The following is a 26,458-nucleotide window of genomic DNA, read 5'->3' as shown; positions in this document are numbered from 1 at the left end:
ACGGAGCCGACCATGCCAAATAGTGACGCCTTTGCCATTTCCAGCGCCTGGATTATCGCCAATGTCTGGTCGGCGCTCATCGCCCTGATCGTGCTGGTCGCCGGCTGGATACTGGCCAAATTCCTGTCCGACCACATCACCAGGCTCCTCCCACGGCCCCTGCATCGCGACCAGACCATTGCACCCCTGGTGTCGCAGGTGGTGCGCTATGGCGTGCTGCTCGTGACTGTCATCATCGTGCTGGGCCAGTTCGGCGTGCAGACCGCCTCCATCCTCGCCGTGCTTGGCGCCGCGGGCCTGGCGGTCGCATTGGCGCTACAGGGAACATTGTCCAACATCGCCGCCGGCATCCTTTTGATCCTGCTGCGACCGTTCAATGTCGGCGACAATATCGACGCCGACGGCATTGTCGGCAGTGTCGTCGAGGTGGGGCTGTTCGCGACCCAGATGCGCACGCCCGAGGGCGTCTACATGTTCGCGCCTAACTCGAAACTGTCCAACGCCAAGATCATCAATTACAGCCGCCAGCCGATCCGGGCCGTGGAAATCAGCATCAATGTGCCGCGCAGCGCCGATATCGGACGGGTGCGCGACACCCTGCTGCAGGCCGCCGCATCTGACTATGTGTTGAACGATCCGGCGCCGCTGGTCCGGGTTGAAAGCCTCGGCGACGCCGCAGTGACTGTCGTGCTGCGCGCGGTCGTCAAGAGCGCAGACTGGTCGGTGGCGCGCTCGGCACTGCAGGAGCGCGTCAAGACCGAGGTGGATACGGCGCTGGCGCAGAATGCGTTCGCGCCGGCAGTTTAGGGCGTCACATCCAGCCCTGCCGCGTCCGGCGGAAGGCGTCGAGATCGAGCACATTGTCGCCTTCTGGCGGCACGTGACCGTCGAATTCCTCGATCAGTCCGATGGTGCGTTCAATGATATGGCGCAACTGCCGGGAGCGGCTGTCGGACCCCTGCAGGATTGCTACCGCGCGTTCCAGATGATCGCGGGCGTGCACAAAGGTTGGCGGCATCGACGAAGCTCCATGGTTATTCAGAGGGGAGAGTGCCTGCACCAGCACGGGTCCAATGTGGGCCGTCATGCCTTCCGCAAGCTTGCCGCGACCGGCGCAATTTGTTTCAAATGCCTGGTAACGGACAAGCCGGCGCAAGGCCCTTTGGTACAAGGGGATAGGGTCCGTGACCTATTTACCCGGCCTGTGCATAACCGGTGCGCTGCCATCCATGCCGCCGCCGAAGCGCACTTGGCGCAGCCCCCAAATCGGGATTTACGATGGGGCAGTCCCGAATCAAGGCTGCCCGATGCCCCTGCCCGCACTGACGCCGCTCGCCGCCAGCCTGCCCGAAACCGTGCCCTTCATCGGCCCCGAATCCATCGAGCGAACCCGCGGCTTACGCTTTCGGGCTCGGCTCGGCGCCAACGAATCGAGCTTCGGCCCCTCGCCGGCAGTGATTGCTGCCATCGCCGCCGCAGCGCCCGAAAGCTGGAAATACTGCGATCCGGAGGTGTTCGACCTGCGCCAGGCCCTGGCCCGCCATCACGGCGTCACCCCCGATGAGGTCAGCGTCGCGAAGGCATCGATGGACTATTGGGGCACTGCATCCGGCTGTTTGCCGCGCCGGGCGATGTGGTGGTGACCTCCATCGGCGCCTACCCGACGTTCAACTATCATGTGACCGGCTTCGGCGCGCGCCTGCACGCCGTGCCCTATCGCGACGACCGCGAAGACCTCGACTGCCTCTTGGCGGCCGTCCGCGAGACGAGCGCGAAAATCGTCTACCTCGCCAATCCCGACAATCCGATGGGCACCTGGTGGAAGGCGGACGCCGTCACGGCCTTGGCCAATGCCCTGCCGCCGACGACGCTATTGCTGCTCGATGAGGCTTATGGCGAATTCGCCCCGCCAGGCACCCTGCCGCCGATCGATACCGGCCGAGGCAATGTCCTGCGCCTGCGCACCTTCTCCAAAGCCTACGGGTTGGCCGGATTGCGCTGCGGTTACGCAATTGGACCTGCGCCACTGACCGGCACCTTCAACCGCGTCCGCAATCATTTCGGCGTCTCCAGCATCACCCAGGCCGCAGCGCTCGCCGCCCTGGCCGATCAGGATTATCTCGCCTCGGTAGTGACGCAGACCGGCGCAGCCCGACAACGCATTGACACCATCGCGCGGGCCAACGGCCTCACCCCTCTCCCCTCCGCGACCAATTTCGTGGCCGTGGACTGTGGCCGCGATGGCGCCTTCGCGCAAAATGTCCTCAACGCCCTCACCGACCTTGGCGTGTTCATCCGCAAGCCGATGGCCCCAGGCCTCGACCGCTGCATCCGCATTACCGCAGGCACGGATGCCATGCTTGATGTGCTTGAAGTGGCCCTACCGGTGGCACTGGCGCGGTCGCGTGGCTGACTAATTGCGCCACGAATTCCGCAGCAATCACAGCACCTTGCGCATCTGCTGACAGGTAGCGGCGATGCCAACCAGCTCGCTCGGGTCCCACACATGGTCGTGCCAGCCGGTCGCCTGGTAAAAGCCGACGGCGGTGACGGCGGCGTTCACATAGAGAATGCTGGCCCCAAACGCACGAGCGCGCTCGTCCAACATCTGCGCGAGGACCCGGCCATGCCCGCGCCCCTGTTCGGCCGCGGTGATCGCGACCAGGCGAAAAATCGCGATACCGTCCTCGCGCACATCCAGCCGGGTCGTCCCGAGCGGCCTGCCATCGAGCTTGAGCAGATAATGATGCATGTTGGCGCCCCGTTCGCCGGGATAATTTTCATCATACATGCCGTGCCGCCCGCGCGCCTCGAACAGCTCCTGCCGGCGAATGGCGTGATAGGCCTGCCAGTCGGCAGGCTCGCTCACTTCGATGAGGGTATAGCCCAATTTGTCCTCCTGCCCCGGCCCACCACGGACCGGGGCACGAGCAATCGCAATTCTAGCCAGCCATGGCGCCCTGCGCCGCGGCGCCGCGTTCGATCAGCAGGCGGTTATAGGCGTTGAGATAGGCGCGCGCCGAGGCCACCAGCGTATCGGGTTCGGCGGCATTGCCGGAGACGATGCGGCCGTTCATTTCCAGGCGCACATGGGCGCTGGCCTGCGCGTCGGTGCCACCGGTCACGCCGTCGACAGCGTAGAGCACCAGGTTGGGCTCCTGTCCCACGGCCTGCTTGATGGCGTTGAAAATGGCGTCGACCGAGCCGGTGCCCTCATAGCTGACACTGGTTTCCTCGCCATCGATGGTCAGCGTCATATCGCATTTGTGCACGCCGCCGATCTTGGAGACGACCTCCATGGCCACGATGCGGATGCGGTCGCCGACCGAGCCGACTTCGTCATCTACCAGCGCCACGATATCGGCGTCATAGACATGCTTCTTGCGGTCGGCCAGGTCCTTGAAGCGCACGAAGGCTTCCTGAAAGGCATTATCGCCCAGCTCGTAGCCCAGTTCCTTCAACTTGTCCTTGAAGGCCGCTCGGCCCGAATGCTTGCCCATCACCAAGGTGGTTTCCTTGATCCCGACGCTGGCCGGGGTCATGATTTCATAGGTCTCGGCATTCTTGAGCATGCCATCCTGATGGATGCCGCTCTCATGGGCGAAGGCGTTCTTGCCCACGATCGCCTTGTTGTACTGCACCGGAAAATTGGCCGCCGCCGAGACGATCTTGCTGGCGCGGGCCAGATGGGTGGTCTCGATCTGCGTGTGATAGGGCATGGCATCGCCGCGCGTGCGCAGCGCCATCACCACTTCTTCCAGCGCCGCGTTGCCGGCGCGTTCGCCCAGCCCGTTGATCGTGCATTCAATCTGCCGCGCGCCACCACGCACACCCGCCAGCGAATTGGCGACCGCCAGGCCCAGGTCGTTATGGCAGTGCGTAGAGAAAATCGCCTTGTCGGCGCCCGGCACCTTTTCGATGATGGTCTTGAACATCGCAAAATGTTCTTCCGGGATCGCGTAACCCACCGTATCGGGCAGGTTGATCGTCGTCGCGCCGGCTTTGATCGCCGCCTCGACGCAGCGCATCAGGTATTCGATCGGCGTGCGGGTGGCGTCCATCGCCGACCATTCGACATCGTCGATCAGGTTTCGCGCCTGCGCGACGGTCTTGGAAATGATCTCCAGCACCTCGTCCTGCGTCTTGCGCATCTGGTGCGCCAGATGGATCGGCGAGGTCGATACGAAAGTATGGATACGCCCGCGCGGTGCATGGCGCACAGCCTCGGCAGCGCGGTCGATATCGGCCGGAATGGCGCGGGCCAGCCCGGCGATTACCGAGTTCTTGGCGCGTTTGGCTACCGCGACTACGGCCTCGAAATCGCCATTGGAGGCGATGGGGAAACCGGCCTCGATGATATCGACGCCCATCTCGTCGAGCGCTTCGGCAACCTGCAGCTTTTCTTCCAGCGTCATGGTGGCGCCGGGCGATTGCTCGCCGTCGCGCAGCGTAGTGTCGAAAATGAAGATGCGGTCTTTATTGGTGTCGGAGGTTACGGCGGACATCGATTTCTTCCTATCAAACGGCCCAGAGACACGGCTCTGCAGGCCGGACATTTGCTGTTCGGCATGTGACACAATCCCCTGACCACCCGCTCGCCTGGCGAGCTGTCGGTTATCAGGGGCTGATAAGAAGGAGGAGAAGTGCCGTGCTGAGCAGCAGGCCGGAAGCCACGATCAAGCGGACCTTGTGGGTCTGTTGCTGCTCGATTGCGATGGCGATAGCGCGCTTGCGCTGCATAGGTCCGATCCCGGTTCGTCCCTAGAATGCGCGAATCCAGCGTGCCGTGCAAGCACAACCGAGCGCATATCCTGATTTTTTCCTTTACGCCCCGTTGCCAGCGGAACGTCCTAGTCCCCCAGATCCAGCACGCCCTCACCCACGATCACCGCATGGCCACCAATCCCGCCATGCACGAGAACATCGTTGTCCTTGCGCAACTGGATGGTGATGCGGCAGGGACGGCCCATCTCGGCGCCTTGGCGCAGTACGAAATCGGCCTGTCCGGTGCCCAGCGGCACGTGCTCTGACAACAGTCCGATCAGCGCCGCGGCAGCCGAGCCGGTGCCGGGATCTTCGCCCATCCCCAGGCCCAGCGCGAACATACGGGCAGCAAGGTCGTTATCCGGCTCATTGGGCGTCTCGGTGAACACATAGACCGAGTGGCGCCCATGGGGAAACGCCACCGGCCAGATCGCCATATTGCGCTCGATGCGACGCAGCACACTGGCGTCACGCACGGGCACCAGATGGAATTCGACACCGGCTGAGTACACGCCCGGCTTGTAGGAGCCGCAGCCGATATCCTCGACCTCGATGCCAAGCGCCTGCGCCAGGATCAGCTTGTCATTGAGCGGCACCACCTGGCTGGGCAGGCGCGGCAGCGCGAAACGGGCCTCGCCCGAGCGCTTGTCGCTCTTTTCGAACAAAGCGGTAATCAGCCCGATCTGCTCTTCGAGCCGCACCGCGCTGAGCTTGTTCTGCAGGCCCAGGACCACCGCCGAGCCGACCGTCGGATGCCCCGCGAAGGGCAACTCCACGGTGGGGGTAAAGATGCGCAGGGAGGCAGTGTTGCGCTCGGCATGCGGCTTCTGGATGAACACCGTTTCGCTGAGATTGAACTCAGCCGCAATCGCCTGCATTTCGCCATCAAGCAGGCCATCGGCCTTGAGCACCACCGCCAGCGGATTGCCCTTGAGCGGTTCGCGCGTAAATACGTCGAGCAGCAGGTAATTGAGTTTCATTTGCAGGCCTCATCGATATGAATAAACACGGCCAAAAGCGTCACTATAGTCAACGCATCGCCGCCGCTATTCCGGCGGCAAGGCAAACAAAGTTCTGTCGCGGCCCAAATAATCGCAGAGTGCATCGACCGCTACGCCATGATCGCTCCGCCCCGGCAGGCCCGAAATGGTCAGGGCACCGATAATGCCCGCCCCGACCACGCGCAGCGGAAACCCACCGCCGGCGATGACATAATCGGTAGCCGGCGCATTGACGATGTCGGAGAACATCGCGTCGCCGCCGCGCTCGGCCACGAGGCGATAGCTCGCCTTCTGGAAGCGGCGCACTGTATTGATCTTGCGCCGCACCCATTCGGCATTGTCGGCGCTGGTGCCCGGCGTCGCGGCGAAGAACATCTGCCGGTCCCAGGTGCGAATATCCACCACGAGACTCAGTCCCTCGGCCTTCGCCCGCTGATAGATGGCACTGCCCAATGCGAACGCCACATGCTCGTCGAATGCGGGCAGGACCAGTTCCTGCTCCTGGTTCTTGATCAGCGCGATATCGTCGGCAGCGGCCATGTCAGGCTTCCTTTTGGGTCAATGCGGCCCACGCGTCGTAGAGCGGTTGGCGATCGGGTGGCTGGCCGGGAAAATGCACCTGGCGCGGATCGATCGGCGCCCAGGGCGCCGCGCTTTCGGTCCAGATATTGCCCACCGACACGACCCAACTGATATCATCGAGCGTGCCAGGACGAAGCACCAGCATGGCGGGCGCGCTGAGCGGCTCGTTCCAAACCCGCGTATTGCAGCGCGAGCACGACAACATGCGCACCACACGGCCACTGTCGGCAACGCTGTCATAGGCGTTGAGCGTGCCCGAGATCAGTTCGACCCGCTCGCGCGCCACCGGCATCGACATGGCCCAGCCGGCGCCCGAGAAGCGCTGGCAATCCTTGCAATGGCAATTGTAAACGCCGAGCGGCGCCCCGGTCAGCCGATAGCGCACCGCACCACATTGGCATCCGCCCTCGACGGGAAATTCCGGCAAATCCATCTGACGCGACTCGGGGATTGATCGAACCGCGCCAGACTTAAACCAAACCGCGAAGGCGTAGAAGGCCGCTACACCACCGGCAGCGCCAAATCGTCCGGATTCCGGCCGATCGCCACCGCAATGGCGCGGCGGGATAACTCATGATCGTCACGCTCGCTGAGCCCGGATGTGGCAACTGCGCCAACCACGCCCAACCCCTTCATCACGATGGGAAAGGCTCCGCCTGCGATCACATAGAGCGCCGGGTCCAGCGCCCAGCTATCCTCGAACAGCCTCGGTTTGTCGCCGCGTTCGAGCACGATCCGATAGGTGCTTTTCATCTGCAGCCGCACCGTATTGCTCTTGCGCTCGACCCAGGCGCGATTGCCCGCCGAAGCCCCAGCGGTCACGCCATAAAACATGGTGCGATCCCACAGCGTCACGCCCACCGCGACGCCCTTGCCGAGAGCCCTGCCCGCCTCGCGCACATGCGCGCCAATGGCGAAGGCAATGTCCTCGTCGAACTGCGTGAAAACGAGCTGACGCTCCTGCTCGACGATGATGTCCAGATCACTTTGCACAGACAAGAACCGACTCCAAATTGGTTTTCCGCATCCGTATTATCGATAACCTGAACCACTGTCGCGGAAATATGGCCGATGACCCGTTCAACGGGTCCAGCTTATCCCCGGAGCGGTTACGCGCAGGCATCATGGGCGCGCCGAAACCGGATCGCAGGACCCATGCTCTATCAACCCAACGCCTTGGCCGCACTTTGGAACATCAATGCGCTTCGCGCCAGCGTCAAGCTGCTGCGCTTGCAACGGGCGCTATCCAAGGCGGGGTATGACGCGAGCCAACCAAGGGCACCAGCTGGGTCGGCTATCGGCGGACAATGGGTGGGCGCCGGCACGGCCGACCGGGTTCACGTGGCGGTCTCGGCCTTCGACAATCCGGGGCTGTACTATGTTGATCTGGCGGAGGAGGAGCGCAAAGGGTGGGCACGGCTACAGCAAGCACGTTGCCAAAACTGCCGGCTATCTTAAAGCTTACGTTATTGCCTGGAACATGAATCCGATAAATGAACTACACCCCGCCGAGGGATCTTTTCATTCTTTGGGAGAGGCCAATAACTTGGTGGCAGCCGCGCTACGCGCAAATCCTGATGTCGTGCAAGCCGCAATAGATGGTGGCAAGAATCTACGAATACTGCACAGGTTTGGCTACGATACGGGATACGAGGCTTACCAGCCGAGCGTCCAAGTTCCACCCATAATCAGAACCACCTACTGGGTTGAAATTTATATCACGAATGACCCATGGTCCGGCGGCAAAGGCTACAGGGTAGTAACCGCTTACCCTATGAACGAAATACCCAATGAAACAACCCGTAAACACATGGAGCTGATGGAGTTTTAAATGCCTGGACCAAGCGCTCCTAAAATATTCTACGCCTTCGCCCGCCATCTCATCGACTTGACAGAGGAGGGTAAGTCGACCGGTGAGGAGATGACTTTAGTCGCCCTCGACAATCTGCCGGCAGGCGACCGTTTGGCCATGCTACGGGAATTAAGGGACGCACTCGTGCACCTATCGAGCGGGCGCTATACAGACAGGGAACTGGTTGACCTGATGTGGGGAACCGGCGCGAGGGACATTCCGCGCCAAGCCAATGCGTTCTTTAAAGCAGCCATCATTATTATCGACCGCTACATCGCCAAAGGTGGCAAGCCGCGACGCTACGGGGACGAATGGTAGAAGGCGAAAAGTGGTCAGGCTTCTAGATAAAAACGGGGGCCGAAGCCCCCGTCCCTAGACGTTCAAAAGAACCTTAGTTCTTCTCTTTGTTGACCAGCGCGCCGGCCTTGATCCAGGGCATCATGTCGCGCAGCTTGCTGCCGACTTCTTCGATCTGGTGCTCGTCGGCCAGGCGACGGGTCGCCTTGAAGCGCGAACCGCCGGCCTTGATTTCCTGCATCCACTCGGCGGTGAACTTGCCGGACTGGATGTCCTTGAGCACGCGCTTCATCTCGGCCTTGGTGTCCGAGGTGATGATGCGCGGGCCTGAGACGTATTCGCCCCACTCGGCAGTGTTGGAGATCGAGTAGTTCATGTTGGCGATGCCGCCCTGATAGATCAGGTCGACGATCAGCTTCACTTCATGCAGGCACTCGAAATAGGCCATTTCCGGTGCATAGCCGGCTTCCACCAGCGTTTCGAAGCCGGCACGGATCAGCTCGACCAGGCCGCCGCAGAGCACGACCTGCTCGCCGAACAGATCGGTTTCGCATTCTTCGCGGAAATTGGTTTCGATGACGCCCGAACGGCCGCCACCAACGCCCGACGCATAGGCCAGCGCGATATCATGGGCATTGCCCGACGCGTCCTGATGCACGGCGATCAGGCATGGCACGCCGCCGCCCTTCTGATATTCGCCGCGCACGGTGTGGCCCGGGCCCTTCGGCGCGATCATGATCACGTCGACGGTCGACTTGGGCTCGATCAGGTTGAAGTGCACGTTGAGGCCATGCGCGAATGCCAGCGCCGCGCCGTCGCGGATATTGGGCTCGATGTGCTGCTTGTAGATATCTGCCTGCAGCTCGTCGGGGGTCAGCATCATGATGACGTCGGCCCACTTGGACGCGTCGGCAACCGACATGACCTTGAGGCCCTCGCCCTCGGCCTTCTTGGCCGACGGGGAGCCTGGACGCAAGGCGACGACGACATCGGTGACGCCCGAGTCGCGCAGGTTCAGCACATGGGCATGGCCCTGCGAACCGTAGCCGACAATCGCGACCTTCTTGGACTTGATGATGTTGAGATCGGCATCACGATCGTAATAAACGCGCATTGGAGTACTCCCTTTTATTGCGTTTTATCCGCCCCATAGAGGGCAAAGAATTGGTCCGTCGCGGTCTGCACATCGGCTTCGATGTTGGCCTCGACATTGATCTGAGTCAGCGTCTTGTCGCCGAGCAGCAGCCGGATCTGCACGTCGCGCACGACCAGGCCAAAGAAGGTGCGATACGCATCCTCGCTGCTGTCGAACCGCAGCAGCCGCGCATCGCGACCGGCCTCGAGAATGGGCTTGAGCCGCCGGCGGATGGCCATCGGGCCATTTTCCAGCACGATGGCGCCCAGGCTGTCTTTTTCCTGCGCCGCGTGGGTGACGGCGGTGCGGTTGAGCGTAATCGAGATTTCCCCGATCAGCACCGTCAGCAGGTCGCGGGCAAATTGCTCGACACTGGCCCGCAGCGCCTTGGCGTTGAGGCTGGAGCGGTTGACCTGCGGCATGCGCACCTTGGCCGCCTGCCACTGCACTGTGGCCGTCAGCAGCCCATCGCGGTCGCCAAACCACTTGTAGAGCGTTTCCTTGGAGCAGGAGGCGCGGCGCGCCACCGCGGTCATGGTCAGCCCGTCGCCGTTCTCCACCAGCAGATCGAGCGCGGCCGTCAGCACCGCCTGCTGGCGGGGCGTGAACACCTCTTCGTCGATCTTGCTGATCATCGGCACGCGCAACACTGTCCTGATCCCGTCTTCATTCTGGAACGCAGGCGTACCGTACGGTACGGTTCTAAGCAAGTGGAAAGATTAAAGGCCACCGGGGAAGATGTAGAAGACCCTAACCGGCAACGATGCCTGCGCGCCGCGCCGAGATCCAGCGGTTGAATCGCGCCAACCCAAGGCCAAAACCGATCAGCAGCAGGCCAGCACCCAGAATACCAAATGGGTTGGGTCCGAGAAGCTCGAACCAGCGAAAAAAGAAGTGCACGGCAGCAAACACCGCGACCGTATTCACCAGCCAGCGCCTGTTGACCATGATCGCCCAGACGCCAACGGCAATCAGCGCTATTGCCCAGCCGATGCTGAACACCTGTGAGGGCCAGCCCAGAAGCGCATCGCCGAACAGCGAGCCGATGGCGAAGACCGCGTTGATCATCAGGATTGCGGTGCGCATCGCGATGATCGCCAACCGCTCCTGCCCCGGCTTCAGCCGCAGGGACACCAGATACAGCGCCAGCGTCAGCAATGACAGCGCGCCGATAGTCAGCGCCGGACGGTCGAAACCCAGGAACCAACTCGCCTGCCAATAGGACGAACCACTGCCCAGCGCCACCGCCAGCATCAAGACCGAGAGCGCGGCCAGCAGCCCGGATGATGCCACCACCGCCGCTACGGCCAGCAGCGCGGTCATGGCGAGGTTGATCCAGATCGATCCATCCGAAAGCAGGAACACGCCGCCCAGGATGCCGAGCGCGCCGATCACCGTGACGATCTGCGCGAACACCGCCCAATGCATGGAGCGCGTGAGCGTCAGCGCCAGTCCCAGTCCGGCCAGCAGCGCGCCGATCACGATAGCTGTCTGCGGCGTCGGCACGAAAATCCCTACACCCAGCGCCACCGCAACTGCACCGAAGGCGAGGAAAATATTGGTGCCAAGGGCCCCGGTATCGGCGGCAGCCATGGTCTTGAGCCGTGTGGCTTCGGCATTGGTAAGTTTGCCGGCGGCGACCAGCGCGTCCAGATCGAGCGTGACTTTCACGGTGGCGTATCCCTCAGCAAGCAGATGGCCCCCGCCACTTCGCGCAATGGTACCGCGCCGGACGCTGGTCGCCAAGCCCGCCCGGCCGTTCCATGCGGAAGGCGGAGAGCAGGTTCACTCCATCGGCACTTGCCGATGGATGTCATCCGGTGCATGGTCTCCAAACCTTTCGCCGCGATAACCACGAGCTCCCAAAAATGTCCCAACTCTTCTCCCCCGCCACCCTGCGTGGCCTGACCCTGCGCAATCGCACGGTCGTTGCCCCCATGTGCCAATATTCGGCCAAGGATGGTTTCGCCAATGACTGGCACCTGGTGCATCTGGGTCGCTTCGCCATTGGGGGCTTTGGGCTGGTGATTCTGGAAGCCACCGGCGTCACCGCCGAGGGCCGCATTTCCTATGGCGATCTCGGCCTGTGGAAAGACGAACAGATCGCCCCGCTGGCCCGCATTGTCGATTTCCTGCACGATCAGGGCGCCGCTGCCGGTATTCAGCTTGCCCACGCGGGCCGCAAGGCATCGACCCCGGTCACATGGAATGGCAATTTGCTGGCCACCGAAGAGGGGCGCGCCTCCGTCGCCTATACCGAATGGACGCCCGTAGCGCCGACCGCCGAAGCCCATAGCGACGAGCCGGGCTTCTCCCTGCCCGCCGAGCTAGATCTGGCCGGCATCAAGGGCATCATCGATGCCTTTGTCGCTGCCACCATCCGCTCCGAACAGGCCGGCTTCGACACGGTGGAAATCCACGCCGCGCACGGCTATCTGCTCAACCAGTTCCTCTCGCCCTTGGCCAATAAGCGCACCGACCAATATGGTGGCAGCCGCGAAAATCGCATGCGCCTTCCCCTCGAAGTGGTGGAGGCCGTGCGCGCCGTATGGCCCGCCGACAAGCCGCTGCTGGTGCGCATCTCGGTCAGCGACAACCATCCCGATGGCTGGCAGGTCGAGGACAGCGTGGTGCTGGCCAGGGAACTCAAGGCCCGTGGCGTCGACGCCGTCGATTGCTCGAGCGGCGGCTTCCACGGCGGCCAGATCAAATCCGTCGCCAGCTACCAGGTGCCGTTCGCCGAGGCCGTGCGCAAGGGCGCCGATATTCTCACCATGGCGGTTGGCCTGATTTCGGAGGCTGCCGAGGCGGAGGCCATCATCGCCAGCGGTGAGGCCGACTTTGTTGCCCTGGCCCGCGGTGCCCTGGACGATCCGAATTGGGCCGTCCATGCCAAGCTGGAACTGGGCTCGGCCGAATATGACCTGTGGCCCAACCCGACCAAGCGTGTGGAAAGCCTCGACCGCTCGCTGCATCGGCGCGCCTTCGCACAATAGCATCGCCAAACGACCCTGCCCGCAACGCAAAATCGCCGCTTTCGCGACGCCACTCTTGTAGCGTCGCGAACTGATCACCAGATCAGGATGGGCACAGGGAGATTTCGTATGGGCATGGATACCAAGGCAGCCATCATCGCATTGCTGACCGTCTGGGGCGTGGGCGCTACGGCGACCGCCCCCGCACTGGGCCAGGATACCGAGGACGCCACCGACGATGCTGGCGACGATGCGGATAATGCCCTGCTCAACAAGGTCTGGGTGCGCTCTGATGCCGATCCCAGCCTGCCCGGCCCGATGCAGATTTTCCTCGAAGACGGCACGCTGGTGACCGATAGCTGCTGGGAAACCTACCGCCTCTCCAAATGGCAGCAGGTCTCCGACACCGCCATCAGTTGGGACGAGGACGGCATGACCATCAACGCCGATATCGCTTCCGTCAGCCCCACCGAACTCGTGCTGAACCTCAAGCTAGGCAAGAACATCCAGGAACAGCACTTCGTCGCGGCGACCGTGCCCTATCTGTGCCCAGATATGGTCAAGTAGGGTCGAGCCTCCTAAGCGACTTACGACCCCCCCCGACGTCCTTCCCGCGACAACGGGAGCCATTCTGCCTGCCCGTATCCCTAAACCCTTGGCGCCTTCTCCAACCCCAACGTCCTGATCGGCGACAGCAACGATCCCGAAATCATCGCCGCCAGAAATTGCGGCGCCGGCGGAATACGCGCCAGTGCCGCCACGAAGACATCGCGGACCAGCGGCAGTACCCGACTATCGGACTGATAGAACGGCGTGAACATGGCGCTCAGCGCCTGATAGAGCCGCACATGGTTCCGCCGCAGCCCGGCATAGTGGGCCAGCGCCCCCGCCAGATCGTCACCCCTGTCGCGTAGCCCCAGATACAGCGCCCGCGCATCGAGCAATGCCATATTGGCGCCCTGCCCCAGTTGCGGACTGGTCGAATGCGCGCTGTCGCCGACAAATACCAGCCCATCACCCGTCGGATCGGCCATGGTATGATGTACGTAGCGCGCCAGGGTCATGGTCTCAAAATTCGCAATAGCATCGAGATAAGGCTGGGTCTCCGGCCAGTTCTCCAATACCACCCGCTTCCAGGCGTCGAGGCCATCGCGCTTTAGCATCTCGTAGTCCGACGCCTTCAGGCTCCAGAACAGTGCCGCCAGCGGCGCGCCATCGCTCGATCGCCCGATTGGCAACACCCCTGCCATCACACTGGCCGCGCGATAACGCTGCAACAGCGCGGCGGCATCAAACCCCACGCCATGCCAGGGCAGCGTCGCCCAGATCGCGCCGAAGGCCAGTGGACGCGCCTTGCCCGGCGCCCGCGAATGGCTCTTGAGCGGCGACCCCGCACCAAGGCAATCCACCACCAGATCGAATGCCTCCGACTGCCTGTCGCCAGCAAACACCAGCGCGCGCTTTCCCTCCGCCGCGTCTCGGAGCGTCACGACTTCGCTGCTGGTATGGATCGGAATGCCGGCGGTCCACACGGCGTCATGCAACACATCGAACAGCGCGGCCCGGTGAATGCCGAGACCTCGGCCCAACTTCGGCAGTGCTTTGTAGCCGACATCGAGCACCATCCGGCCGCTGCGCGCATCTGTGCCGCACAGCCGATCGATCGGCGAGCCCAGCGCCACGATGGCCGGCAGCAGTCCCAGATCGTGCAGCACCGCCTGCCCTGTCGGCTGCAGGATCAACCCCGACCCGATCGCCTTGGGCACATCGAAGCGTTCGAAAACAATCGGATCATGCCCGAGCCGCCGCAGATACAGCGCCGTTGCCAGCCCCGCCGGTCCAGCGCCGCACACCGCGATGTCGAGAGTCTTCGGCATCGCGCCCCCGTCAGTCTAAAGCACCACCTGCGTGCCGATCTCCACCACGCGCCCCGTCGGAATGTGGAAATATTCCGTCGCGTCGCTGGCATTACGCGCCAGCCGCGTAAACAGCCGATCCTGCCAGAATCGCAACAGGCCCTGCTTGTTGCCGGCCTTGAGCGAGCGCCGCGACAGGAAGAACGACGTGCTCATGATGTCGAATTTCCACCCCAGCTTGCGGCCCAGCGCCAGCGCCTTGGGGATATTGGGCGTTTCCATATAGCCGAAGGTGACGATGACGCGGCTGAACAGCTCGTTATACGCCTCGATCCGCACCTTCTCGTCGTCATTGACGCGCGGCGAGGCCGAAGTGTTGACCGTCAGGATGACGTTTTGCTCGTGCAGCACCTTGTAGTGCTTGAGACTATGCAGCAGCGCCGTCGGCGCGCCCTCGATATCGCTGGTCAGGAACACCGCCGTGCCCGGCACGATGGTGGGCTTTTTCTTGGAGAGATTATCCACCAGGAACTGCAACGGCACCTCGTCGCGCCGCGTCTTGTCGGCCAGACGCCGCCGGCCGGAAATCCAGGTCGCCATGATCAGCGCCACGACGGCCGCCACCAATGCCGGCATCCACCCACCCTGGAACAGCTTGGACGCGTTGGAGGCGAAGAACCCCAGATCGATCACCGTAAACAGCGCCCCGAAGGCAATGACCGCCAGGGGATGCCACTTCCAGTTGCGCCACATCACCACCAGCAGCAGCAGCAGCGTCACGATCATCACCCCGGACACCGCAATACCGTAGGCATTGGACAACGCTTCCGAACTGCGGAACGCCAGCACCAGCACCAGCACGCCCACCATCAGCATGGAATTGATCTGGGGCATATAGACCTGCCCGCTCTGCGTTTCGGAGGTGTGTAGCACCACCATGCGCGGCAGCATGTTGAGTGCGATGGCCTGCTGGGCGAGGCTGAACGTGCCCGAAATCACCGCCTGGCTGGCGATGATAGTGGCCAATGTCGCCAAGGCCACGAACGGCCCCAGCGCCCATTCGGGCTGCATTTCAAAGAACGGGCTTTTGACGTTCTCGACCCCAACCTGCAGCACATAGGCGCCCTGCCCGAAATAGTTCAGCAGCAGGCAGGGAAACACCAGCCCGAACCAGGCGATGACAATCGGCTTGCGCCCGAAATGCCCCAGATCGACATACAGGGCCTCGGCCCCGGTCACCGCCAGGAAAATGGCCCCCACCACCACGAACGCTATGCCGATATGGGTGATTAAAAATTGCACGCCGAGCAGCGGATTGATCGCCAGCAGCACGCTGGGCGTGCCGATAATGTGAACCAGCCCCGAGACGCCAAGCACGATGAACCACAGTGCGGTTATAGGCCCGAACACGATCGACACCTTCGCGGTGCCGAATCGCTGCACGAAAAACACCCCGACGATGATCGCCAGCGTGATCGGCACCACCCAGCGCGTCAGGTCCGGCGCCACCAATTCGAGACCCTCGACAGCAGACAACACCGAAATGGCCGGCGTAATGATGGCGTCGCCGAAAAACAGCGCCGCGCCGAGCACACCCAGCGCGGTGATCCAGGCCGGTGGTTTGGTGAAGGTCTTGCGCGCCAGGGCCACCAGCGACAGCGTGCCGCCTTCGCCATTATTGTCGGCCCTGGTGACGAAGAACACGTATTTGACCGCGACCGTCAGGGTCAGCGCCCACACGATCAGCGACAACAGCCCCAGGATTTCACTGGTATGGGAGGAAGCGCCCGGCCGAATGCTCATGGCCTGGCGGAACGCGTAGATCGGGCTCGTGCCGATATCGCCGTAAACGACACCCAACGCGCCCAAGATGAGCAGGTTCATGTCTTTACGGGAATGGGGGGTATGGTCGATCGCATCGACCCCGGCGGTCATGCCGGGCGTGTTCGTCTGCGTCATGAACCGTGCGCTCTCTTGGTCAAAGGCGGCGCCTCTCTACACCCGGCCCCGGACACACACAACACTTTCCCGCCGCGATGGTTCAAGCCACAACAGCAAAGGCCGCCCCTTTCGGAGCGGCCCCTGCCGGTAAACGACGACTTTGGAGGTCTTCGTGAAGCTTATTCGGCAGCCTGGGCGGCCACGGCGTCGTTGGCGCGAGCCGCCTTGGTTGCATTGCCCCACCAGATGATCTGGTCGAGCATGTCCTTGGCCGAATTGCCGATCGAGCCTTCGAGGTCGGCAATAGCCTTGGTGCCGCCGAAGCCGGGATGCACCGCAGCAAAGTCAGCGCCGCCGATGTGAACGGCCGAACGAGTCGGGACCATCTGCAGCTCGACGCCGATATTGCGCAGGTGCTCGACAGCGCGGGCGCCACCGACAGTGCCATAACCCACGGCGCTGAAAACTTTCTTGTTCCAGTTCACATAGGCCTGGTCGAGCGCATTCTTGAGAGCGCCGGTAACCGAGCGGTTGTACTCAGCGGTCACGAAGATGTAGCCATCGAATTCGCTGATCTTGTTCTGCCACTTGACGGCGTTCTGGTTGGCCGAAGGCATCCAGGCATTGGAGGCCATTTCGTCGAACAGCGGCAGGTCGAAGTCGCGGACGTCCACGATCTCGGCGTCGATCTCGGCGCGTTCATTGGCCTTGTCGAGGATCCACTTGGCGGGCAGGTCGCCAAAGCGGGTCGGACGGGTGGAACCGATAATCACGGCAATCTTGAGTTTGGACATTGAGCCCTCCTTGGTAACAAATCGTAACTGAGGCGATATATGTGCCTTTGTCAGATACTCACAAGGAGGCACGAAGTTGTGGCGCAGGCACACGGGACTGCCATAGGCACCTCAAGGTAAGTATTGACGTCGTCTACGTTTTTCGCGTCAGAACGCCCTACGGGGCTTGCCGCTGAAGCCATAGCGTTGCGGCATGGAACGAACCGTTCGCTGATATCGATCAAGTGGAATTCTCTGTATCGCCCAACCCCGGAACCGGGGGTGCTCCGCCCTCGCCCCCGACCTATGAATTATGCGCCGGGGGGCACACCGGCTTTTGGGGAACAATCATGTGGACACGACAACTGACCGCTCTTGCGGTCGCCGGCGCCCTGGTGGCGCTGAGCATTTCATCGGCTGCGGCGCTGGACCGGCGCATGCAGATCAACAACAATACCGGCTACGATATCGTGCAGTTCTATGCCTCCAACAAAGGCACCAATGACTGGCAGGAGGACATTCTGGGCCGCGGCATCCTGCCGGCCGGCGAGAGCGTCATCATCAATATCGATGACGGCAGCGGCTACTGCAAATTCGATTTCCTGGCCGTGTTCGAGGACGACGACCAGGTCGTCTCACGCAACAATAATGTGTGCGAGCTGAACCAGTTCAACTTCAACCCATAACCGGCCGTGCATGACAAAGGGGCGCAGCTCGTGGCTGCGCCCCATTTTTTGCGTCGTATCGGAAGCTATTCCGCGGCGACCGGCTGGCCGGCCGTGCCCTTGATTGTCAACCGCGTCAGGGCAAAAGCGATGATGGCGCAGATGGCGATACCGATGACCATCGGCTTGGCGGTGCCGTCGAAGAACGCCCCGACCACGCCCATCACGATTGCGGCAGTGACCATTTGCAGCGTCCCCATCAGGGCCGAAGCGGTGCCCGCGATGGTGCCGTGATTCTCCAGCGCCAGGACGGCGGTGGTAGGCACGACCAGGCCAAGGAAGCCGTAGCCGATGAACAGCAGCACCGCCAACACGGCAAGCTGGTCAATCCCGGCCAGGAACAGCGCCGCCAGCGCCACCATCACCACGATGAAACCGCTGACCGAGGTGCGCACCACCGTGTTGAGGCCGAAGCGGCGGGTCAACACGCCCGTCAGTTGCGACACGCCGATAAACGACACGGCATTGATCGAGAACATCACGCTGTAGAGCGTCGGCGTCAGGTGGTAATGGTCGATCAGGATGAACGAGGAATTGGCGAGATAAGCCATGAAGCTGGACATGCCGAAGGCTCCGATCAGCGACAGGCCGATGAAGTTACGATCCTTCAGCAGCAAGCCATAGCCGCGCATGGCGCTGCCAACGCTTGATTCGAGCCGATCAGAAGCCGGACGGGTTTCCTTGAGGAAAAACGCGATCAGCAGCAGGCCGAGCACGCCGATGACGGCAATCGCCCAGAAAATCGTGCGCCAGTCACCGAACTGCACCATCAGGCTACCGGCCAGCGGCGCCAGAATCGGCGAGACCGAAAACACCAGCATAAGAAGGCTTTGAAGTTGCGCCGCATCGGCGCCCCTGTAGCCGTCCCGCACGATCGCGCGGGGCAGCGCCATGGCGGCGCAGGCGCCCACGCCCTGCACGAAGCGCGCCGCGATCAGCCATTCGATCGACGGCGCCAGCGCGCAGGCGATAGCGCCGATGCTGAACAGCGCAATGCCGAAATACAGCGGCGGCTTGCGCCCGATCATGTCGCTGATCGGACCATAGAACAGTTGGCAGACCGCGATGGCGGCCATGAAGGCCATCAGGCTCATCTGCACTTCGGCCGTGCTGGCCTGCAGGCTGACGCCGATGGCCGGCAGTGCCGGCAAATACATATCGATAGCGAACGGCCCGATGGCCGATAGCAGGCCAAGCACAAGTGCCGCCCGCAACATTGGGGTATTCATTGCAAAAAACCTCCGCGTGTTCCGGCGCATTGCTGCGGAGGCCACGACGATACCGGTTGAAAAAGGGCTCACGGCTGGCGAGGGAGGTCGCAACCCCGTGATTAGCGCATATTGGACACAAGTGTAAAATTCGTCAAGCAGTTCTGTCCAAAATTTTGGACAATGTTGTAAAATCTAAAAGCCGGTGCTATGTTTTGAGGCAATGAGCCAGATAGAAGCCACCATCCCTGCTTCCCAACCCCGCCCGTTGTCCAAGCGGCAGGCGATACTCGATGCCGCCAAGCGCGCCTTTGTGCGCGACGGTGTCGGTAGCGTCAGCATCGACGGCATTGCCATCGAGGCGGGCGTGTCGCGGCAAACTGTCTATAATCTCATCGGCGACCGTGATCAGCTGTTCATTGCCGTGGTCGAGGATGTCACTGCCCGCTCCAGCGCCTCGCTGATGGCCGTTATAGCCAGCTTCCCCGATCAACCAGATGACATTCAGGCGGCACTGACTGATTTTGCCGTGAATATGTTGGCCCGCTGCTTCTGCGACATGGATGGCCGCGCGCTATCGACCCTGATCAAGCGCGAAGCTTATCGCCATCCAAAACTGTTCGAGACCTGGAAGGAATACGGGCCGGGAAAGGATTTCCCGCTGATTTCCGCCTGTTTCGCCAAGCTCGCCCGCGACGGCTATCTCGACCTGACCGACGTCAGCCAGGCCACGCGGCATTTCCTGGCGCTGGTCTGTTCGGACCTGCCCAATGACGACGCATCGTGCAGCCACCCCACCGAAGACCAACTCCGCCAAACCGCCTCCGCCGGCGTCGCCACGTTTTTACGGGCATTTGGGGCACGGCAGGGCAAATCCTAGATCGTTCGGATTGAGCTTGATCCATGCCCCATCACCGACCTTCCCGCGGACTTGATCCGCGGGCCGCCATCAGCATGGCACAAGCGACGAGAGGCCCGCGGATCAAGTCCGCGGGAAGATCGTGGGGATGAAAGCCAGTGCCCCAATCAAATGCGACCGTCTACCCCCCCAGCACCACCCGATACCGCCGCACCGCCTCCGCAAACCCCATCAGCAGCGCATCGGCGGTAATCCCATGCCCGATCGATACCTCGGCGATATCCGGCATTACCCGCATAAACACCGGCAAATTGTCCAGCGTCAGGTCATGCCCCGCATTGACCACCAGCCCCACCGCATGCGCCGCCCCCGCCGTCACCGCCAGCAACCGCAGATGCTCGTCGCCCTCGGGCGTGCTGTAGCTCCCCCCATAGGGGCCGGTGTAAAGTTCCACCCGATCAGCGCCCATGGCCCTCGCCAGCGCCGGCGCCTCCGGGTCCTCATCGATAAACAGTGAAATCCGGATGCCCGCCGCCTTCATTCGCGCCATCGCCGGCTCCAGAACGGCCCGATCACCGGCAATATCCCAACCGTGGTCCGACGTATTCTGGCTCGGATCGTCCGGCACGAACGTGACCTGATCCGGCGCCACCTGCTCCACCAGCGTCAGGAATTCGGGGCTCGGATACCCCTCGATATTGTATTCCGCCCGCGGATAATCGGCGCGCAACAGCGCTTCCAGCTCATGTACATCGGTGCGGCGAATATGCCGCTCGTCTGGCCGCGGATGAATGGTGATGCCGCTGGCGCCCGCATCGAGCACCACCCGCGCAATGCCGGTGACGCTGGGCCACGGCAGGTTGCGGCGGTTGCGGAGCTGGGCGACGGCATTGAGATTGACGGAAAGAACGGTCATGAAAGCGTCCGGATCATTTCGGCGCGACCATTACACCAATGGGGCCGCAAGCCCAATCGAACCTTTTGATGACCGCCATCAGCTGCGGAAATGCAGCGCCAGGCCGTTACGCCGCCGGCTTGGCCACGGGCTGCTGTTGGGTTGCGCAATGGATGCCACCGCCCGATTCCCCGATCGGATCGATATCGAGCATTTCAACGACGCGTCCCGGATAGAGCGACTGCAGCAATTCCCTGGCATGCGCATCGGCGGCCTCGTCGCCAAACTGGGCCGCAATCACCGCGCCGTTGCAGACATAGTAATTGACGTAGCTGGCGACGAAATCGTCGCGCCGGCTGCGGATATCCACCGGATCGGGCAAACGTACGATCTCCAGTTTGCGGCCATCCGCTGCCGTCGCCTGCTCAAGAATCCGCAGTGTTTCATGCCCGGACACCGACCATGGATCGTCCGGGTCTATCTCGTCGCCGAGCTGGATCAGCACCTTGCCCGGCCCGACAAAGCGCGCCAGCGCATCGATATGATAATCGGTGATGTCCTTTCCCTTGATTCCGGGCGCCCAGATCATCTTGGTTCCGCCCAGCGCGTCCAGCAACCGTGTGCCAATCTCCCCTTCGGAGAGGCGATTGCGGTTCGGATTGGCCCAGCAGCTGCTATGAGCCATCAAAGTCCCCGCGCCGTCATGTTCGACGCCGCCCTGCTCGCCCACCAGCCCCGTGTCCAACAGCGGCACGCCCAGACGCTCCGCCAGGCGCGGCGCAATCAGGGCATCCTCGCGATGGGGCTGCTTGTTGCCCCAGCCGTTGAAGCGGATATGGGCGATGGCCAGCTCGCCCTCGCCATTGCGCACGAAGGTCGGGCCGGAATCCCGGCACCACAAATCGTCGGTGGGAATGTCCCAGACCTCGACCTCGCCGGAGAGCTGCTTGCGCGCCGCATCCACATGCCGCCCGCCAGCTAGCATCACCACCGGCTCATGTTGAGCGATGGAATTGGCAATATCGGCAATGCTCGCCTGCACAGCGGCGAGCGAGGCGCGGTCATACACCTCAAGACTGACCGGCCATTGCATGAAGGTGCGTTCATGCGGCTCGGATTCGAGTGGCATCTCATAGCTGCGCAGAACGTCCACTGGCCTCGTCTCCGCTTGCGCGTGAGAGGTGAAGAGCGGTGCCAGTGTCAGGCTTCCACCCGCCACCAGAAACTGTCTGCGACCAAACATGACGCGCTCCCTGTCGATCCTTCGTCTGCCGATAGGTTAGCATAGAGGGCGGCCATGGACACCGCCCGCACCGTTACATGCCCTTTGCGAGGCGCTCCATCACCGCTTGCAGTCACATCCCTTCAGGACCGCGCGAAATCGCCGCCAGCCCGGTGCGCACCACCTCGACCAGTCCCAACGGCGCCATCAGCGCGATGAAACTGTCGATCTTGCTCGACTTGCCGGTCAGCTCGAACACGAAGCTCGTCACCGACGCATCCACGATCTGCGCCCGGAACGCATCGGCCAGCCGCAAGGTCTCGGCACGATGCTCGCCCGAACCCGCCACCTTGATCAGCGCCAGCTCGCGCTCGATCGACGCGCCTTCGGCCGTCAGGTCATGCACCTTATGCACCGGGATCAGCCGTTCGAGCTGCAGCTTGATCTGCACCAGCGTTTTGGGCGTCGCCACCACCACCACCGTGATGCGACTAAGTCGCTTATTGTGTTCGGTCTCGCTGACGGTGAGGCTATCGATATTGTAGCCACGCGCCGAAAACAGGCCGACGACCCGCGCGAGGATTCCCGGCTCGTTATCGACGAGAACCGACAGTGTATGCTTCTCGATCTGCTGGGTTTCCTGGGTCAGGAAATAGGCGGAGCCGGTGGGCTGCAAATGTGCGTTCATTTTCTTGTTCCTCTGGCATGAGTTTTGGCGAGTGAAAATTCGTCCTGCCGAGTCAGTTGGCGTGGTCGTCGAGAACCGGAGCGGAGCGTACTTAAGTACGTGAGCACCGGAAGCGGAGACGACCGCGCCAGATGGCCGGCGGGGCGGATTTGCGCCGCCTAAACCAGCGCCCTTCCTGCTTCGTCGATGATCGAGCCAATGTTTGCCGTATCGGGCAAGATGATCTCATTGTGCGGCTTGCCCGACGGGATCATCGGCAGGCAATTCTCGTCCTTCTCGACGAGGCAATCGAACAGCACCGGCCCCTCATAATCGAGCATTTCGGTGATCGCCTTATCCAGCTCCGCCGGGTTCGAGCAACGAATGCCCTTGCCGCCCAAGGCCTCCGCCAGCTTGACGAAATCGGGCAGCGAGTCGGAATACGAATGCGCGTGACGCGAGCCATGCAGCAGGTCCTGCCACTGGCGGACCATGCCCATGCGCTCATTGTTGAGGATGAAAATCTTGACCGGCAGGCGATACTGCACCGCCGTCGAAAACTCCTGCATCGTCATCTGCACGCTGGCCTCGCCGGCGATGTCGATCACCAGCGCATCGGGATGGGCCACCTGCACGCCCACCGAAGCCGGCAGGCCATAGCCCATCGTCCCCAGCCCGCCCGACGTCATCCAGCGGTTCGGCTTGTCGAAATGAAAATGCTGCGCCGCCCACATCTGGTGCTGCCCCACTTCGGTGGTGATGTAAACGTCCTTGTCCTTGGTCATCTCATACAGCCGCTCGATGGCATATTGCGGCTTGATGATGGTGTCGGAATTCTTGTAGCCGAGCGAATTAACGGCCCGCCACTTGGCAATCTGCTTCCACCACGGCGCAATCGCCTCGGTGCGCGGCTGGTTGGTCTTGCTGCGATAGATCCGCACCATTTCCGCCAGCACCCGCGCGCTGTCCCCGATGATCGGCACATCCACCGTGATCACCTTATTGATCGAGGACGGGTCGATATCGACATGGATCTTGCGGCTATTGGGCGAGAACGCATCGACGCGCCCGGTAATCCGGTCATCGAACCGCGCCCCGATATTGATCATCAGATCGCAATCGTGCATCGCCAGATTGGCTTCATACGTCCCGTGCATGCCCAGCATGCCCAGCCATTGCGGATTGGACGCGGGAAACGCGCCCAGCCCCATCAGTGTGGAGGTCACCGGGAAACCCGTCAGTTCCGCCAGTTCGCGCAGGTGCTCGGACGCTTCCGGCCCCGCATTGATGACGCCACCGCCGGTATAAAACACCGGCCGCTCGGCGCGCAGCATCAGCTCCACCGCCGCCTCGATAGCCGCATGATCGCCGTCCATGCGCGGCCGATAGCTCGGATGGCGCAGGTTCTCGATATCGGGCTTGGAATACATGCCGAGCGCGAACTGCACGTCCTTGGGAATATCGATCACCACCGGGCCGGGACGGCCAGTGGTCGCGATCAGGAAGGCCTCGTGCATGATGCGCGGCAGGTCATTGACGTTCTTGACCAGGTAATTGTGCTTGGTGCAGCTGCGGGTGATGCCGACCGTGTCGCATTCCTGGAACGCATCCGAGCCGATCAGATTGGTGGGCACCTGCGCGGTGATGCAGATCAGCGGGATCGAATCCATCAACGCATCGGTCAGCGGCGTCACCGCATTGGTCGCGCCTGGGCCCGAGGTCACCAGCACGATGCCCGGCTTGCCGGTCGAGCGAGCATAGCCCTCGGCCATGTGACCAGCGCCCTGCTCGTGGCGCACCAGAATGTGCTGGATCTTGTCCTGCTGGAACAGCGCATCATAGATCGGCAGTGCCGCGCCGCCGGGATAGCCGAAAATGAACTCGACCCCCTGATCGGTCAGCGCCTGTATCACCATTTCCGCGCCGGTCATCTGTTCGGCCATCTTCGGTCTCCTCGGTCGGCAGCGCTCTGGCATGCCGTTTCGTCTGTTTCGTGGCGCCTTTAGTCCGCATCACCGGAAAAAAGGCAATAAAAAAGGCCCCGTGTGGGACCTGTGTTACGCGCATCAGCTTGCTCGCGGGGAGTTACCCCACGGTGCCAATGCGCGTTCGTACTACGAGAATGGATGCCCGCACGGGACCGCTCCTGAAAATCTAATGGCCGCATTGATAAGAGCAAGTGCGCCGCCCTGTCAAGCGCGCGCGTCAGCTTCGAGACGCGCAGCCATTCACTTAAGTCATAACTTAAGCGTTGACAGGTCGAAATCCGTCATTTAACTTTCCTCTTAACAAACAACGGGAGACCACCATGACTGAACGCTCTATCGCCCACGGCACCTTCACCGTCGAGCGCCATTATCCGGCCAGCCCCAAGCGGGTGTTCCAGGCCTGGGCCGATCCCAAGATCAAATCCAAATGGTTCGGCACCTCGCCCGAGGACACCAAGGAATTCGATTTCCGCGTCGGCGGCCGTGAATATGCCGAGGGCAACGGCTTCAGCTTCGACGTCTCCTATCGAGATATCGTGCCGGATAACCGCATCATCTACACTTACGAAATGGCGCTGGGCGGCCCCAAGATTTCCGTCTCCGTCGCCGCCGTGGAACTGCGCCCCGAAGGCGAGGGCACCCACATGATCGTCACCGAACACGGCTGCTTCCTCGATGGCCTCGACAATGTCGAGCAGCGCCAGAAGGGCACCGAATGGCTGATGGACAAACTGGGTGAAGAATTGACCCGCCAGATGGCGAGCTGATTTACAACGCCGGACTCGCGGCTGCCCACCGGGCGCAATGCTTCAGTCGACACCTCCCCCCTTCCAGGGGAGGATCAAGGTGGGGGTCTTTCTGCCGGACTTGGGCTCTCCAACCCCACCCAACCTCCCCCTAGGAGGGGGAGGAGCCGATCGGTGGCCCTGCCAAGTTGGTGCCCGGCCATAGGCGACAGCCCTTCCCTTATGGGGCGGGCCACGGCCAAACAGCGCCAAAGGGCACCGGATGGCGGATGAACAAACTCGGCGAGGAGTTGAACCGTAAGCTGGCGAGCTGATCTTCATCCAGCCAAGACACGCCCAGCCCTGACCGATGGAATCCCGCCACCTACGACCGGATTTCATTGCCACGGGAGCGAGAGTCCACAATTCCGCGCGCCGCCAACCACCCAAAACAACAGAAACCGGTTTCAGTCTAAATCCCACCAACAACTGTGCCGGGCGCTCACTCCGGCCTAACTTGGTCTTTTAGACTGCCACCATTCAAACCAACTCAACAACGGCCATAAAAAAAAGGCCCCTCAAGGGGGCCTTTCTCGTTTTGCGGTATTCTAGAACTTAGCTGACCAGGGTCAGGTTGGTCGCGGAAACCTTGCCGTCACGGCCGGTTTCGAGTTCGTAGGTCACCTTGTCGCCTTCGTACAGGCCCTGCAGGCCCGAACGCTGAACAGCGGAGATGTGAACGAACGCGTCCTTATCGCCGCCTTCAGGCGAGATAAAGCCGAAGCCCTTGGTGGTGTTGAAGAATTTAACGGTACCGGTGAAAGTAGACATGCTTGTGATCCTCACAAATAAGTGGGTGCCGCGCCGCGCGGCTAAGGGTTCAAACCGGGTTTTGCAAGGTGCGAGACCCGGGCCTAACGATTCACAGATCAGGAGGTAGCCAAGCTTCCCGGCGAGCCGGTCGATTAGATAGCGCAAGACGAGTGTAAACGT

The 26,458-nt window shown here is 62.1% G+C and carries 28 protein-coding genes and 1 pseudogene; 9 read left to right on the top strand and 20 right to left on the bottom strand.

Going from position 1 to position 26,458, the window contains the following annotated elements:
• Positions 1-12: 12 nt before the first annotated feature.
• Positions 13-807, top strand: a complete 795-nt coding sequence (locus ABIB57_RS12825) for a mechanosensitive ion channel family protein (protein ID WP_354041284.1) — start codon at positions 13-15, stop codon at positions 805-807.
• A 4-nt stretch (positions 808-811) separates the two neighbouring features.
• Here the strand turns inward: ABIB57_RS12825 and ABIB57_RS12820 are convergent, their stop codons facing one another.
• Positions 812-1,018: a hypothetical protein gene (locus ABIB57_RS12820; RefSeq protein WP_299744152.1), complete on the bottom strand. Its 207-nt coding sequence runs from the start codon at positions 1,016-1,018 to the stop codon at positions 812-814.
• A gap of 289 nt (positions 1,019-1,307) precedes the next feature.
• On the opposite strand from ABIB57_RS12820, the pseudogene ABIB57_RS12815 reads away from it, so the two are divergent.
• Positions 1,308-2,413: pseudogene (locus tag ABIB57_RS12815) on the top strand (pyridoxal phosphate-dependent aminotransferase).
• A gap of 27 nt (positions 2,414-2,440) precedes the next feature.
• Here the strand turns inward: ABIB57_RS12815 and ABIB57_RS12810 are convergent.
• The 7 genes from ABIB57_RS12810 to ABIB57_RS12780 all read right to left on the bottom strand — a co-directional run bounded on the left by ABIB57_RS12810 (position 2,441) and on the right by ABIB57_RS12780 (position 7,340).
• Positions 2,441-2,890: a GNAT family N-acetyltransferase gene (locus ABIB57_RS12810; RefSeq protein ID WP_354041283.1), complete on the bottom strand. Its 450-nt coding sequence runs from the start codon at positions 2,888-2,890 to the stop codon at positions 2,441-2,443.
• 52 nt (positions 2,891-2,942) lie between these two features.
• Positions 2,943-4,505, bottom strand: a complete 1,563-nt coding sequence (locus tag ABIB57_RS12805) for a 2-isopropylmalate synthase (protein WP_354041281.1) — start codon at positions 4,503-4,505, stop codon at positions 2,943-2,945.
• A gap of 112 nt (positions 4,506-4,617) precedes the next feature.
• Complete coding sequence (locus tag ABIB57_RS12800; RefSeq protein ID WP_299731191.1) at positions 4,618-4,740, bottom strand: hypothetical protein; 123 nt, start codon at positions 4,738-4,740, stop codon at positions 4,618-4,620.
• Between the two features lie 110 nt (positions 4,741-4,850).
• Positions 4,851-5,744 (bottom strand): PhzF family phenazine biosynthesis protein, encoded by an 894-nt coding sequence (locus ABIB57_RS12795; RefSeq protein WP_354041279.1) that lies wholly within the window; start codon positions 5,742-5,744, stop codon positions 4,851-4,853.
• Between the two features lie 66 nt (positions 5,745-5,810).
• On the bottom strand, positions 5,811-6,305 hold the full coding sequence (locus tag ABIB57_RS12790) for a heme-degrading domain-containing protein (protein WP_354041277.1): 495 nt from the start codon (positions 6,303-6,305) through the stop codon (positions 5,811-5,813).
• 1 nt (position 6,306) lies between these two features.
• On the bottom strand, positions 6,307-6,780 hold the full coding sequence (locus ABIB57_RS12785; protein WP_354041276.1) for a GFA family protein: 474 nt from the start codon (positions 6,778-6,780) through the stop codon (positions 6,307-6,309).
• 68 nt (positions 6,781-6,848) lie between these two features.
• Positions 6,849-7,340, bottom strand: a complete 492-nt coding sequence (locus tag ABIB57_RS12780) for a heme-binding protein (protein ID WP_354041383.1) — start codon at positions 7,338-7,340, stop codon at positions 6,849-6,851.
• Between the two features lie 385 nt (positions 7,341-7,725).
• Between ABIB57_RS12780 and ABIB57_RS12775 the strand changes: the two genes are divergently transcribed.
• Both ABIB57_RS12775 and ABIB57_RS12770 read left to right on the top strand, forming a co-directional pair.
• Positions 7,726-8,178, top strand: coding sequence for an RNase A-like domain-containing protein (locus ABIB57_RS12775; RefSeq protein WP_354041274.1), 453 nt, complete (start codon positions 7,726-7,728; stop codon positions 8,176-8,178).
• Positions 8,179-8,517 (top strand): hypothetical protein, encoded by a 339-nt coding sequence (locus tag ABIB57_RS12770; protein ID WP_354041273.1) that lies wholly within the window; start codon positions 8,179-8,181, stop codon positions 8,515-8,517.
• 73 nt (positions 8,518-8,590) lie between these two features.
• On the opposite strand, the gene ilvC is transcribed toward ABIB57_RS12770, so the two are convergent.
• The 3 genes from ilvC to ABIB57_RS12755 form a co-directional block, all read right to left on the bottom strand.
• Entirely contained in the window at positions 8,591-9,610 is a 1,020-nt protein-coding gene (gene ilvC / locus ABIB57_RS12765; protein WP_354041272.1) for a ketol-acid reductoisomerase, read from the bottom strand.
• Positions 9,611-9,624: 14 nt separating this feature from the next.
• The gene (locus tag ABIB57_RS12760; RefSeq protein WP_354041382.1) at positions 9,625-10,266 is read right to left on the bottom strand and encodes a TetR/AcrR family transcriptional regulator; all 642 of its coding nucleotides are present in this window, start codon (positions 10,264-10,266) and stop codon (positions 9,625-9,627) included.
• 115 nt (positions 10,267-10,381) lie between these two features.
• The gene (locus tag ABIB57_RS12755) at positions 10,382-11,302 is read right to left on the bottom strand and encodes a hypothetical protein (RefSeq protein ID WP_354041270.1); all 921 of its coding nucleotides are present in this window, start codon (positions 11,300-11,302) and stop codon (positions 10,382-10,384) included.
• Between the two features lie 197 nt (positions 11,303-11,499).
• Between ABIB57_RS12755 and ABIB57_RS12750 the strand changes: the two genes are divergently transcribed.
• Both ABIB57_RS12750 and ABIB57_RS12745 read left to right on the top strand, forming a co-directional pair.
• Positions 11,500-12,627 (top strand): NADH:flavin oxidoreductase/NADH oxidase, encoded by a 1,128-nt coding sequence (locus tag ABIB57_RS12750; protein WP_354041268.1) that lies wholly within the window; start codon positions 11,500-11,502, stop codon positions 12,625-12,627.
• A 108-nt stretch (positions 12,628-12,735) separates the two neighbouring features.
• Positions 12,736-13,173: a hypothetical protein gene (locus ABIB57_RS12745; RefSeq protein ID WP_354041267.1), complete on the top strand. Its 438-nt coding sequence runs from the start codon at positions 12,736-12,738 to the stop codon at positions 13,171-13,173.
• Between the two features lie 80 nt (positions 13,174-13,253).
• On the opposite strand, the gene ABIB57_RS12740 is transcribed toward ABIB57_RS12745, so the two are convergent.
• The 3 genes from ABIB57_RS12740 to ABIB57_RS12730 all read right to left on the bottom strand — a co-directional run bounded on the left by ABIB57_RS12740 (position 13,254) and on the right by ABIB57_RS12730 (position 17,197).
• On the bottom strand, positions 13,254-14,483 hold the full coding sequence (locus ABIB57_RS12740; RefSeq protein ID WP_354041266.1) for an FAD-dependent oxidoreductase: 1,230 nt from the start codon (positions 14,481-14,483) through the stop codon (positions 13,254-13,256).
• Between the two features lie 15 nt (positions 14,484-14,498).
• Positions 14,499-16,421: a potassium transporter Kup gene (locus ABIB57_RS12735; RefSeq protein WP_502914381.1), complete on the bottom strand. Its 1,923-nt coding sequence runs from the start codon at positions 16,419-16,421 to the stop codon at positions 14,499-14,501.
• A 161-nt stretch (positions 16,422-16,582) separates the two neighbouring features.
• Complete coding sequence (locus ABIB57_RS12730) at positions 16,583-17,197, bottom strand: NADPH-dependent FMN reductase (RefSeq protein ID WP_354041264.1); 615 nt, start codon at positions 17,195-17,197, stop codon at positions 16,583-16,585.
• Positions 17,198-17,526: 329 nt separating this feature from the next.
• On the opposite strand from ABIB57_RS12730, the gene ABIB57_RS12725 reads away from it, so the two are divergent.
• The gene (locus tag ABIB57_RS12725; RefSeq protein WP_354041262.1) at positions 17,527-17,862 is read left to right on the top strand and encodes a hypothetical protein; all 336 of its coding nucleotides are present in this window, start codon (positions 17,527-17,529) and stop codon (positions 17,860-17,862) included.
• 65 nt (positions 17,863-17,927) lie between these two features.
• Here the strand turns inward: ABIB57_RS12725 and ABIB57_RS12720 are convergent, their stop codons facing one another.
• Positions 17,928-19,130, bottom strand: a complete 1,203-nt coding sequence (locus tag ABIB57_RS12720; RefSeq protein ID WP_354041261.1) for a multidrug effflux MFS transporter — start codon at positions 19,128-19,130, stop codon at positions 17,928-17,930.
• A 202-nt stretch (positions 19,131-19,332) separates the two neighbouring features.
• On the opposite strand from ABIB57_RS12720, the gene ABIB57_RS12715 reads away from it, so the two are divergent.
• Positions 19,333-19,989, top strand: a complete 657-nt coding sequence (locus ABIB57_RS12715; protein ID WP_354041260.1) for a TetR/AcrR family transcriptional regulator — start codon at positions 19,333-19,335, stop codon at positions 19,987-19,989.
• A 160-nt stretch (positions 19,990-20,149) separates the two neighbouring features.
• On the opposite strand, the gene ABIB57_RS12710 is transcribed toward ABIB57_RS12715, so the two are convergent.
• From ABIB57_RS12710 to ABIB57_RS12695, 4 genes are all read right to left on the bottom strand, one after another.
• Positions 20,150-20,884, bottom strand: coding sequence for a pyridoxine 5'-phosphate synthase (locus ABIB57_RS12710; protein ID WP_354041258.1), 735 nt, complete (start codon positions 20,882-20,884; stop codon positions 20,150-20,152).
• 106 nt (positions 20,885-20,990) lie between these two features.
• Entirely contained in the window at positions 20,991-22,016 is a 1,026-nt protein-coding gene (locus tag ABIB57_RS12705; protein WP_354041256.1) for an agmatine deiminase family protein, read from the bottom strand.
• 202 nt (positions 22,017-22,218) lie between these two features.
• Positions 22,219-22,773 carry an acetolactate synthase small subunit gene (ilvN, locus tag ABIB57_RS12700; protein ID WP_354041254.1) on the bottom strand — a complete coding sequence of 185 codons (555 nt, stop codon included), beginning with the start codon at positions 22,771-22,773 and terminating at the stop codon, positions 22,219-22,221.
• A 158-nt stretch (positions 22,774-22,931) separates the two neighbouring features.
• Positions 22,932-24,695: an acetolactate synthase 3 large subunit gene (locus tag ABIB57_RS12695; RefSeq protein WP_354041252.1), complete on the bottom strand. Its 1,764-nt coding sequence runs from the start codon at positions 24,693-24,695 to the stop codon at positions 22,932-22,934.
• 365 nt (positions 24,696-25,060) lie between these two features.
• Here ABIB57_RS12695 and ABIB57_RS12690 point away from each other — a divergent pair, with 365 nt between their 5' ends.
• On the top strand, positions 25,061-25,507 hold the full coding sequence (locus ABIB57_RS12690) for an SRPBCC family protein (RefSeq protein ID WP_354041251.1): 447 nt from the start codon (positions 25,061-25,063) through the stop codon (positions 25,505-25,507).
• A gap of 573 nt (positions 25,508-26,080) precedes the next feature.
• Here ABIB57_RS12690 and ABIB57_RS12685 read toward each other — a convergent pair.
• Positions 26,081-26,296 carry a cold-shock protein gene (locus ABIB57_RS12685; protein WP_299744093.1) on the bottom strand — a complete coding sequence of 72 codons (216 nt, stop codon included), beginning with the start codon at positions 26,294-26,296 and terminating at the stop codon, positions 26,081-26,083.
• Positions 26,297-26,458: the final 162 nt, after the last annotated feature.

It is taken from the genome of Devosia sp. UYZn731, assembly GCF_040546795.1.
Taxonomy (GTDB): domain Bacteria; phylum Pseudomonadota; class Alphaproteobacteria; order Rhizobiales; family Devosiaceae; genus Devosia.
This window is presented reverse-complemented; position numbering and strand designations above follow the sequence as displayed.

Coding starts and splice junctions, on each gene's coding strand:
- ABIB57_RS12825 (WP_354041284.1), top strand. CDS start 13: ATGCCAAATAGTGACGCCTTTGCCATTTCCAGCGCCTGGATTATCGCC.
- ABIB57_RS12820 (WP_299744152.1), bottom strand. CDS start 1,018: ATGCCGCCAACCTTTGTGCACGCCCGCGATCATCTGGAACGCGCGGTA.
- ABIB57_RS12805 (WP_354041281.1), bottom strand. CDS start 4,505: ATGTCCGCCGTAACCTCCGACACCAATAAAGACCGCATCTTCATTTTC.
- ABIB57_RS12800 (WP_299731191.1), bottom strand. CDS start 4,740: ATGCAGCGCAAGCGCGCTATCGCCATCGCAATCGAGCAGCAACAGACC.
- ABIB57_RS12795 (WP_354041279.1), bottom strand. CDS start 5,744: ATGAAACTCAATTACCTGCTGCTCGACGTATTTACGCGCGAACCGCTC.
- ABIB57_RS12790 (WP_354041277.1), bottom strand. CDS start 6,305: ATGGCCGCTGCCGACGATATCGCGCTGATCAAGAACCAGGAGCAGGAA.
- ABIB57_RS12785 (WP_354041276.1), bottom strand. CDS start 6,780: ATGGATTTGCCGGAATTTCCCGTCGAGGGCGGATGCCAATGTGGTGCG.
- ABIB57_RS12775 (WP_354041274.1), top strand. CDS start 7,726: ATGTTGATCTGGCGGAGGAGGAGCGCAAAGGGTGGGCACGGCTACAGC.
- ABIB57_RS12770 (WP_354041273.1), top strand. CDS start 8,179: ATGCCTGGACCAAGCGCTCCTAAAATATTCTACGCCTTCGCCCGCCAT.
- ilvC (WP_354041272.1), bottom strand. CDS start 9,610: ATGCGCGTTTATTACGATCGTGATGCCGATCTCAACATCATCAAGTCC.
- ABIB57_RS12760 (WP_354041382.1), bottom strand. CDS start 10,266: ATGATCAGCAAGATCGACGAAGAGGTGTTCACGCCCCGCCAGCAGGCG.
- ABIB57_RS12750 (WP_354041268.1), top strand. CDS start 11,500: ATGTCCCAACTCTTCTCCCCCGCCACCCTGCGTGGCCTGACCCTGCGC.
- ABIB57_RS12745 (WP_354041267.1), top strand. CDS start 12,736: ATGGGCATGGATACCAAGGCAGCCATCATCGCATTGCTGACCGTCTGG.
- ABIB57_RS12740 (WP_354041266.1), bottom strand. CDS start 14,483: ATGCCGAAGACTCTCGACATCGCGGTGTGCGGCGCTGGACCGGCGGGG.
- ABIB57_RS12735 (WP_502914381.1), bottom strand. CDS start 16,421: ATGACGCAGACGAACACGCCCGGCATGACCGCCGGGGTCGATGCGATC.
- ABIB57_RS12730 (WP_354041264.1), bottom strand. CDS start 17,197: ATGTCCAAACTCAAGATTGCCGTGATTATCGGTTCCACCCGTCCGACC.
- ABIB57_RS12725 (WP_354041262.1), top strand. CDS start 17,527: ATGTGGACACGACAACTGACCGCTCTTGCGGTCGCCGGCGCCCTGGTG.
- ABIB57_RS12720 (WP_354041261.1), bottom strand. CDS start 19,130: ATGAATACCCCAATGTTGCGGGCGGCACTTGTGCTTGGCCTGCTATCG.
- ABIB57_RS12715 (WP_354041260.1), top strand. CDS start 19,333: ATGAGCCAGATAGAAGCCACCATCCCTGCTTCCCAACCCCGCCCGTTG.
- ABIB57_RS12710 (WP_354041258.1), bottom strand. CDS start 20,884: ATGACCGTTCTTTCCGTCAATCTCAATGCCGTCGCCCAGCTCCGCAAC.
- ilvN (WP_354041254.1), bottom strand. CDS start 22,773: ATGAACGCACATTTGCAGCCCACCGGCTCCGCCTATTTCCTGACCCAG.
- ABIB57_RS12695 (WP_354041252.1), bottom strand. CDS start 24,695: ATGGCCGAACAGATGACCGGCGCGGAAATGGTGATACAGGCGCTGACC.
- ABIB57_RS12690 (WP_354041251.1), top strand. CDS start 25,061: ATGACTGAACGCTCTATCGCCCACGGCACCTTCACCGTCGAGCGCCAT.
- ABIB57_RS12685 (WP_299744093.1), bottom strand. CDS start 26,296: ATGTCTACTTTCACCGGTACCGTTAAATTCTTCAACACCACCAAGGGC.